The sequence below is a fragment of the Hyphomicrobium sp. genome (genome assembly GCF_035572195.1).
Taxonomy (GTDB): domain Bacteria; phylum Pseudomonadota; class Alphaproteobacteria; order Rhizobiales; family Hyphomicrobiaceae; genus Hyphomicrobium_B.
On the sequence record NZ_DATNBA010000051.1, the window covers coordinates 23,044 to 32,309 of the forward strand.

The window sequence follows — 9,266 nt, forward strand, 5'->3', positions numbered from 1 at the left end:
TTGAGGTGCCGGTGAGCGTCCCGCAGGAGCCGGGGTCAGTCGAGTGAACAATCCGATGACGATCGACGCGCTGGTAAGAGATGCAGCTCTTGCGCTTCCCCTTGCGGTTTTGGCGCTGCTGCTCATTTTACTGGTGCGCCGCGTCCGGGCGAAAGCCGCCGCGCGCCGTCGCGATCGCGTCGCCGGTGCGCTGGACTCGTCAGCGGCGGAGGTCGCAACGCCGGCAGACGAAACGCCACCGCGGGACTTCGCGAACGACGCCCGAGACATCGCCACGCGTATCGAGGTGGCTCAAGCCGCCGGTAACTTGCAGCCGCTCGCGGGCCTTTATCTCGAACTCGCATTTTGTCATGCAGAGCTCGGCGACGAGGCATCCCGCATGACGGCGCTGCGTTCGGCGGCAGCATATGGGTCGAAACATGGGCCACACGCATCGCACGCCGCGGCTCGGATCGAACTCGCAGAAGCGGCTTATCGGTTGGGCGATCTGACGACCGCCTGCGAACAATGGCAGCTGGCGCGCACGGCCTACCTGGAAGACGGCCAGATGGAACGTCACGCGAGCATCGAAAAGCGCATGCGCGCCAACGGCTGCCCGACGGACTGGGTGCTTACGGATTTTTGAAGTCGAGCAACGGCATGCCTGGCGTAGCGGCGGACGGTGCGACGCTGGTCAGCCCCGCGCCATCGCCATTGTTGTCTTCATTCGCCGCCGTCATCAGCACTTCGACGTTGGTGACGTCGCCGTCATTGATGGTGAAGCTGTTCTTGAAGAGATGACCCGCCGAGGACGCCGTCACGACATATTTGCCGGGCGCCAGGATGTGGGTCGGCAGCGCGCCGACGCTCTCCTTGACGATCTCGCCCTCGGCCGTTTGCACGCTCCATCGGGTATCAGGCGTCGCCTCGCCGCCCGGATGCGTCACGAGCTTGAACGTCGCCTTGCCGCCCGTATGCGTCACGGTCGCTTCGGTCAGCTTGCCGGCTTCAACCGTAACGTCGGCCTCGATCTTGGCGTTGGCGTCACCGTATTGCGACACGATGCGGTAGATACCGGAATTCAACCGGATGACGAGGCTCGGCTTGGCGCCTGTCATCACCGGCGTATGGCCGTCGAATTGATCGCGGTCATCGACGAAAATCGCGTAGGTTACGGTGCCGGGTGGTGCCGGTTTGCCGCCGACCAACGCCGACAGTCGCAAGCCGCCGGCATTCAGCACAAAGGCTTCGAACGGCGGGCCGCCGGGTTTGACGACGATCTTGCGCGTCAGGTTTGCACGGCCGAACGCGGCGTTGACCGTATATTCGCCGGGCTGCAGCTTGATCGATGGGCTCGCCTCGTGCGATTCCGAAACGAGTTTCGTCTTGCCGGTCGGGCCGTTCATCTGAAAGACGCGCCAGACGAGTCCCTCGTCGATCTGCTGGCCGTCCGCGGTCAACAGCGCCACCAGCTTCACGGCGTTCGCGCCTTTGCCGCCGCGTTCGACGACCGTCGTGTTCGATGATTTGCCCGCCGACTTGTGGACGTCGAGATTTGGGCTCCAGGAGCCGCTCGGCGGGCCGTCGGGTACAGGCTCCGCGGCACGCGAGTTCGATGCAGCGAAGACACAAAGGACGGCGACGAATAGTGCCGCAGCGACCGCGTTGAACGCCACGCGGGTCGTCCGCCGCGTGCCCGATGCGAAAGCACCGCGCCTTAATCGCCTTGGTGTACGCCTCACGTTCAGTGTCATCCCGGACCGATCTCGATCTGCTGGTTCTCACCGGCGCGCACGTCGAACGCCGCCGTATTGTGCTTGCTGCGGGCTTCGAGACGGACGGTGTAATGTCCTGGCGCCAGCAGCGCCTTGGCCTCGACCCCCATTGCCCGCCACAGCGGCACCCCTTTGGCGTCGATGACTTCCCAGTAGATGTCGCCTGTCGCCGACGCTTCCCCGGGCGGCGGCCTGAAGGTTACCTCTCCACCTTGGATTTCGAGCTGCACGGCTGCGGGCTTTCCGGCTTCCAGCGTCACCTCTCGCGACGCCGCCAAATCGCCGGACGCGATCGAGGCGGTGACTTTGTATCGCCCGGCTGGCAGGTTGAGATCGAAGGTCGGGCCCAAGGCGCGTGCCACGCGCGCTTTATCGCCGTCGAGCCGGTCGACGCGGTAGAGAATTCCCTGTTTGGCTTTCGCAGGCGCACCCGCGACGATGGTCGAAATTTTGAGCGGCGCGAGAGCCAGTGTCAGCGTCCGCTTCACCACTTCGCCGACGCCGACCGCGATGCGCTCGCGAACGTCTGCAGCGCCGGAGCGTGCGCTGACGTAATAGGTTCCGGCCGGCAGCGTGAAGCTCGCATCCGGAGCCCGCGACAGCGCCACCTCGCGCCGTCCATCGGGGCTCTCGGGGTCATCTTCGAAAATCGTATAGAGGATGTCTTCCATCGGCTTGGCGGCATCGCCGGTTGTGGCCGACAGCTCAAGGCGTCCCGTTCCGAGTCCGATGGCGACAGGCTTGTCGTCGCCCGCCGCAAGCGTCACCGATCGCGAGGTGCGCGCGACGCCATCGGAGACGTTCACCGTGTAGGCCGCCGGCGGCAGATAGAGATCAGCGGCACCATTGCGAGCGATTGCGACCGATGTGTCGCCCGAGACGACGGTCAGAATTGCTGTCGGCGAGGCTTCGCCGCCCTTTATGGCCGCAGCGCGGATGTTGAGATGCCCGCCGTTGAGCGGCACGATGATGCTTTGCGCGCTGCCAGCTTCGATTGTGACCTGCTGCCGGGCTGACAGCGATCCGAGCTTCGCTTCGACATCGTAGCTTCCGGCAGGCAGCTTAGCCGAAATGCCCGAGCCTTGGCTTTCGCCGAGCGAGGTCGTGTCACCTGATTTGAAAATCTTCCAGCTCACCGGCACGTCGAGCAAAGTACCGCCCTCCGCGAGCGACGCCGAAACTCGCAACGACGCGCCGGCCGGCGGCGGCGGCGCGACTGTGGCGCCGGCTGTTGCGGCCTCCGGCGGTGCGCCGGGTGAAAGGATCGCGAGCTTCGTGGCTTCATCCAGCGCCGCGTTGAGACCGTTTGAATCGGTGATGTCGTAGTAGTGCCCGCCCGTTGCCTCGGCGACGCAGGCGACGCGCCCTCGATCGGCGGCGGCAACGCCGATTTCGATGACCTGGATTGTGATGCCGGGCGACGTCTTGGCGATGTCGGCCGCAGCGGCGCAGCTATCCTGATGGCAGTTATCGGCTCCGTCGCCGACGACGATGATTTGCGCCGGGCGGGCCGTGCCGATCGCATCGACGGCCGCTTTCAATCCGGCGGTGAGCGGCCCAGGGCCGATCGGATTGATCTTCGCCAGCGGACCAACGACGCCGTCGCGGGCGCTGTCGGGAGGTGCGATGACCTCGACGTCGCTGCAATCGCCGCGTCGCCGGTGACCGAAAGAGACGAGGCCGACGTGCGTCGATGATGGGGTCTGCAAGATCGTCGTGAGCTTCTCGCGCACGATATCGATTTTGGCGCGATTGTCAGGTGGCAGGCGTGCCCACATCGAGCCCGATCCGTCGAGCAGAAGCACCGCGGTCGGCGCATCGTCAGCCGAGACGGCGTCCGTAGCGGCGATTACGCCGATGGCTGCCACAACAGTCGCGGCAAAGTATCGAAGTCTGCGACGCATCTTCCCCTCGGGCACGTGTCGATGATTCCAATTGTATCAGGCCGTCGCCTGCGATAGCGAGGCGGCAATCAGATTGGCACGGAACACGACATGGATACCTCGATTTTTGAATTTCTTGCGGCAAGACGCTCCGTAAAGCCCGACCGGCTTGCCGCACCCGGGCCGACGGCCGAGGAATTCAGGCAGATCCTGACGACGGGCACTCGTGTGCCGGACCATAAGAAGCTTAATCCGTGGCGATTTATCGTTTTCGAGGGCGACGCCCGGGCGGCCATGGGTGAGATCTTCGCCAAAGCCTGCGAGCGGGAAGAACGCCAGCCGCCGTCGCCGGTTCGCCTCGAACTCGAGCGCGGACGCTTCTTGCGGGCGCCGCTGGTGCTCGCCGTTGTCTCGTCGCCGAGGATCAGGCCTGGCACTCCGGAGTGGGAGCAGGTACTGTCGGCGGGAGCTGTGTGTTTCAATATTTGCCTCGCCGCCAACGCGCTCGGTTTCGGGACATCCTGGATAACCGAATGGATCGCCTACAGCCCGGCAGTTCGAGAAGCGCTCGGCCTGACCGACAACGAACGCATAGCGGGCTTCATCTACATCGGCCGTCCGATGGAGAAGCCCGATGAGCGGGAGAGGCCGGTGATCGAAAACCTGCTGACGCGCTGGCCTGCCTGACGCCGGACTGGAAGAGCGGGCGAGGCTTCGCTTGACACGTTAACGCAATGTTAACGGTTTAAGCGCAATCTTATGAAATGCGTGTTTGCGGATAGGATCCGTGGCGGACAGTGGTATCAGCACCGCGCGTTCGCCGAAGTCGCCAAGCAGCACACTCACCTAAATCATGGCCTTCTCTACTCGCGCTCCGGCGCCGGTCGGGAGGGCCAGTCGGTTTTAGGGGCCCTTACTTATGCGATTGCGGCCGGCTCCGCGAAGCGGAGTCGCAGGCGCCAACTAAAATCTAAACTGCTCGGCGAGCACACGCTCTTCAAGACCGTGGTTGCGGTCGAACATCATGAAAAGCTCGATGGCGCGCGCCTGCTCGATCTCGACCTTTACAACGTCGCGCGTTTCGAAATGATCGGCGACGGCGCTGACCGGGCGCTTCTCAGCTTCGAGAACCGAGATCGTTATGTGGACCTTGTTCGGAACGAGCGCACCGCGCCAGCGCCGCGGCCGGAAAGGGCTGATCGGCGTAACAGCCAGAAGCGGTGCCTTGATCGGCAAAATAGGCCCGTGGGCGGAGAGATTGTAAGCCGTCGATCCGGCTGGCGTTGCGACCAGGATGCCGTCGCAGATCAACTCCTCCAGACGCACCTTGCCGTCGATGGCGATCTGCAACTTGGCCGCCTGATAGCGCTGACGAAATAACGAGATTTCGTTGATTGCCAGGCTCTTGTGAGCCTTGCCCGCGCTGTCCGTCGCGATCATCGATAGCGGGTGGATGCGGCTGATCTCGGCGGCGGCGAGGCGCTCGAGCAGATCGTCCTCGCTATAGTCGTTCATCAGGAAGCCGACCGAGCCGCGATTCATGCCGTACGTCGGTATCTTGTCGTTGATGAAGCGGTGTAGCGTCTGCAACATGAGGCCGTCGCCGCCGAGCGCGACGATGGCATCGGCCTTGGCCGGCTCGATTTTTCCGTAACGCTTGACCAGGGCTTTCTGGGCGTCAATGGCTTCGGGCATCTCACTGGCCACGAAAGCGATGCGCTCGAATTTGGCTTTTTCTTTCGGCATGTATGGCTTTGCGATTGATGCAGGGTCGCACGAAGGCAGGGAGGCTCGCTCAAGTGCCCACAAACAACAAGCCCCCCGCACGAGATAGCGTAGAGGACGGTATTCCGCCAGCGGCCAGCGTCGCCATGATTTACGCGACCTTCCCGGACCGCCAAACCGCGCTGGCACTCGGACGGAGCATGGTTGAGCAGGGTCTCGCCGGCTGCATCAACGTTTTTCCAGCCATGACCTCGGTCTACGTGTGGAAGGGCGCGACCGAAACGGCTGAGGAAGCGGTGATGATCTTGAAGCTAGCCGGCGAGGGCGTTGAGCGGGCCGTCGCGTATATCTTGGCGCACCACCCATATGAAACTCCGGCGGTGCTCGTCCTGCCGGTCCTCGGCGGAAGCGACGATTATCTCGCCTGGGTGCGCAGCGGCACGCGCGTTTGATACCGGTCTCGTTATACCGTGGAGGAAGTGATGGTTTCGGGAAAAGCGGCGACGCTCAATCGAGTTATGTCGCCGCCGTTGGATCAATATATACCGCCCAGAACCCTCGCCACGTTGTACCCCATCGTCCCCGGACGCGGCTCGCCACGGCGTCTTTTGCCGGAGGAGGCGTAGCTCGGCCGTGACCGCGAGAATTCGTCTCGATAACGCGAAGCCCTGGAAGCCTTCCGATGGGCCCGTGCTGGGCGCGCCGCCCTGTTGTTCAGTTGTGCTGCGGTCGCGTCGGCGCTCAATTGCGACGCTCCATCGTCTACGTCTGCATTACCATCCGGGGCCAGCGCCGCAACGGCCGCAGCTGTGTCGCCGGCTTTCGAGGCGGCAAGGTTTCTACCGTCCGGGCTATCTGAATTTTCGATCGGCAGTTGCTGCCACCCGGACGATGAGGCCGCAACGCTGGAGGATGGCATGTCGGCAGGAACGGGGCCGCCGATCGCCATCCGGCCGGGCAATGGTTCGGAGAAGCGGGTGGTGGCGGTAGGCGCAACCGGCTGATTGCGATTTTCGAGCCACGGCAATTTTTCAGGTTCGGCGGAGGCCACGGCCCGCGGCTGCTTCTGCGACTGCTGCCACGAACGGCTGCTATTCGATGAGGCGATGCGATCGCGTTGTCGTTCGGCGGTAAGCCTGGCTTCCGCTAAAAGTCGCTCCTGTAGGCGTTGCGATTTCTTCGACGCCTGAGCAACTACCGCGCGCGGCACGCAGCGGCCGCCTCCGTCATTGACTTGCCCGGATGGGCACTCGGCTCCGCAGGCGATTTCGCGATGGTTCTGCACGAGCGTCAGCAGAACGTAATCGGGCGTGTCGACGGGCAGGGTCGCGTTGACGCGGTCCATGAAGTCAACCATCGCCGCCTTGCTGGAGCGGGTCCAGGTGCCATTGATCTCACCGCCGTAACAGCCGACGCGCTTCAGTTCGCGCTGCAGGTCGCGTGCGAGCTCATAACGGGTTTGCCAATCGTTTCGCTTCGACGAGTTGAGTGCGACGGCCCTCGTCGGCGTGGCCGTTACGACCGTGGTCCATGTGCCCGACTTCGATCCAGCGGCGAGAACCGCCGCGTTCGCGCGTTCGAGCTGATCACGCTGGCGGAACGCAGGCGATGTCGGCGAGAATGTTCGGACAACCTCATCTTGGTTGCTACTATCGTCGCGAGTTGTCTGGCTTTCGGGCGACACAGAACTGCGTGTGACGATCGTGAAGTTCGCTTGGTCTTCCTGGGGCGTTGGCAACCACGCGTAGCCGACCATTGCTGAGCCGGCGAGCATCAACAGCAACCCGCTGAACCGCTCCATAACCGAAACTCCACAGAACTCGCGGCGCGCCAACTGACGGGCAAGCGCCAAGCCGCCAGCATGCACGAAATTCAGCAAAATGGTAAGCGGAAACTCTCATCTGCAACCGCGAGAAAAGTCTGGAGTGAACAGTTATTTGATGCCGGCGGCGCGCCGTTCGGGATGACACTTTTGCGACCACGGGCGCATGCGCTACGTCGGACAACCGGTGCAAAACTTTTGGAAAACCACCACCTTATCAACCGGCCGGCTGGGGCTGTGGATGGGGCTTCGCTAAACCGGATTGGCCGCCGGGCGAGCATTTCTAGAATAATGATTCTCCTAAGAATTCGATTAACAACGCAATTCGAATCACATACCCCTGGGAGCGAGGGGAGTTTAATTCGCGTACAAGTTTTCCAGCCTTACGCAGCCTTGAGGATAAGTCTTCCACCGGCCGGCTTCTAAGCGGCGAAGCGGACGATGGCAGCTACAAGGTGACGGAAGTTTGGGCAGCTCTTGGCTCGCGTGGTTGCTTGGTTTCCCAATCGCTCGTCTGCCGGTGTCATGGGGATGACATCGGAGCTCACAGCCGAACGGATCGGACGCCTATCGCAGCCATGCCCGTTCCGCGTTCTAAGAGCACTGGCCGGTGCCGCCCCTCTGGCGCTTGGCCACAACACGAAATGGCCGGTCTCGTACGCGTTCAATCAAAACCGGCCCTCACAGGAGAGGGCAGACGAATGAGACACGTTTTAGGCGTGTTGGGGGTTCTTGCAGCAGGCGTACTACTCGCCGTGTCGGCTGCGATGAACTGGCGTTTTGGCTTCAGTCTCGGACGAACCGAGTTTGATGGCCAAATCTACGGGGCAGCTTCCGCTGCTGCCGATTGTTTGAAGGCACTGGTACCGTTTTATTTCTTCGCCGCAATTCGAAACAAGATCTGGTCGCAGGCGGCTGCGTCGGCGCTCGTCTGGGTGGTCGTAACGGGCTACGCCATGACGTCGGCGCTTGGTCACGCAGCGTTGAACCGCTTCGATTCGACCGGACACCGTGCTCAAGAGGCTCAGACCTACAAGGATCTGAGGACTGATCTCAAACGCGCGGAAGAAGAGGCAGGCTGGATACCGCAACATCGCCCATACCAGGCGGTGCAGAGCGATATCGACGGCCTGAAGATGCAGAAAGCTTGGAAGTGGTCGAACAGCTGCACGGACGTCAATACGAAAACCGAACGGACGTTCTGCAATAAGTACACAGGGCTGAACGCTGAACTCGCATCCGCGAGCGCAGCCAAGGTCGCTGATGCTCGTATTGCGCAGCTGAGATCTCAGCTCGATGCGACCGCAGGCACGCCTGCGCTGTCGGAGGCTGATCCACAAGCCAAGGTTCTGACCGAGCTTGTGGCGGCGTTCTTCCCGAGCGTTAAGATCGACAATGTGCAGATGGCCTTGACGTTGTTCGTCGCGCTACTGCTCGAAGTTGGCTCTGGATTCGGCATGTACGTCGCATTCAGCCAGTGGCGGCTCTATGACCGTCCGATGCCTGTCACACCGAGAGTGCTGGCAGAAGCAAACACCGCTGCGGCAGCGGTGGCGACTCCGGTGCGTACACCGGTGGCCGTTCCAACGAAAAAGCCGCGTTCAGGCGCCAACGACAACCGGTCGATCGAGATACCTCTCGACGTACCAGTTCCGGCGGCGCGTGCAATCGAAGCCCAACCCGCAGAAGTGCGTCAGGTTGAGTCAAAGGTTGCGGAAAGCCGGTCCGCGGCGCCCGTACGGCGTCTCGCACCTGAAACCAACACGGAGCGTTTCTATAAGGAGAACATCGAGGTCCGCGACGGATCAAGCGTCACGGCTACTGAACTCTACGAGGACTATTGTTCGTGGTGTGAGTCCAAGAACAAGGAACCCGCTGCACTACCGAGCTTCGCACGTGAATTCGCAGAGCTTGGCGTGAAGAAGGAGAAGGTGGCCGGCAGAGTCCGGTATATCGGTATCGCACTCAAATCCGACATGGCACTCGAGGAGGTTACGACTTCGACGGCCTTACGCGCCGACGCAGCCTAGCGCTGCTTCTCGGAAACGAAAGGCCCGCCATCCGGCGGGCCTTTTTGTTTTT

At 62.3% G+C, this 9,266-nt stretch carries 8 protein-coding genes; 4 read left to right on the plus strand and 4 right to left on the minus strand.

Annotated features, from left to right (window positions below):
* Positions 1-43: 43 nt before the first annotated feature.
* Positions 44-625 carry a hypothetical protein gene (locus VN623_RS05090; protein ID WP_325568778.1) on the plus strand — a complete coding sequence of 194 codons (582 nt, stop codon included), beginning with the start codon at positions 44-46 and terminating at the stop codon, positions 623-625.
* On the opposite strand, the gene VN623_RS05095 is transcribed toward VN623_RS05090, so the two are convergent.
* Together VN623_RS05095 and VN623_RS05100 are read right to left on the minus strand one after the other, a co-directional pair.
* Positions 612-1,655, minus strand: coding sequence for a hypothetical protein (locus VN623_RS05095; RefSeq protein WP_325568781.1), 1,044 nt, complete (start codon positions 1,653-1,655; stop codon positions 612-614). The two genes, VN623_RS05090 and VN623_RS05095, sit on opposite strands and share 14 nt — an antisense overlap.
* 74 nt (positions 1,656-1,729) lie before the next feature.
* Positions 1,730-3,658, minus strand: a complete 1,929-nt coding sequence (locus VN623_RS05100) for a vWA domain-containing protein (RefSeq protein ID WP_325568784.1) — start codon at positions 3,656-3,658, stop codon at positions 1,730-1,732.
* A 90-nt stretch (positions 3,659-3,748) separates the two neighbouring features.
* On the opposite strand from VN623_RS05100, the gene VN623_RS05105 reads away from it, so the two are divergent.
* On the plus strand, positions 3,749-4,324 hold the full coding sequence (locus tag VN623_RS05105) for a nitroreductase (protein ID WP_325568786.1): 576 nt from the start codon (positions 3,749-3,751) through the stop codon (positions 4,322-4,324).
* 276 nt (positions 4,325-4,600) lie between these two features.
* On the opposite strand, the gene VN623_RS05110 is transcribed toward VN623_RS05105, so the two are convergent.
* Entirely contained in the window at positions 4,601-5,383 is a 783-nt protein-coding gene (locus tag VN623_RS05110) for an NAD kinase (protein WP_325568788.1), read from the minus strand.
* Between the two features lie 53 nt (positions 5,384-5,436).
* Between VN623_RS05110 and cutA the strand changes: the two genes are divergently transcribed.
* Entirely contained in the window at positions 5,437-5,814 is a 378-nt protein-coding gene (gene cutA / locus VN623_RS05115; RefSeq protein ID WP_325568791.1) for a divalent-cation tolerance protein CutA, read from the plus strand.
* A gap of 83 nt (positions 5,815-5,897) precedes the next feature.
* Here the strand turns inward: cutA and VN623_RS05120 are convergent, their stop codons facing one another.
* On the minus strand, positions 5,898-7,163 hold the full coding sequence (locus VN623_RS05120; protein WP_325568793.1) for a hypothetical protein: 1,266 nt from the start codon (positions 7,161-7,163) through the stop codon (positions 5,898-5,900).
* A gap of 722 nt (positions 7,164-7,885) precedes the next feature.
* Here VN623_RS05120 and VN623_RS05125 point away from each other — a divergent pair.
* The gene (locus VN623_RS05125) at positions 7,886-9,214 is read left to right on the plus strand and encodes a hypothetical protein (protein ID WP_325568795.1); all 1,329 of its coding nucleotides are present in this window, start codon (positions 7,886-7,888) and stop codon (positions 9,212-9,214) included.
* Positions 9,215-9,266 lie beyond the last annotated feature (52 nt).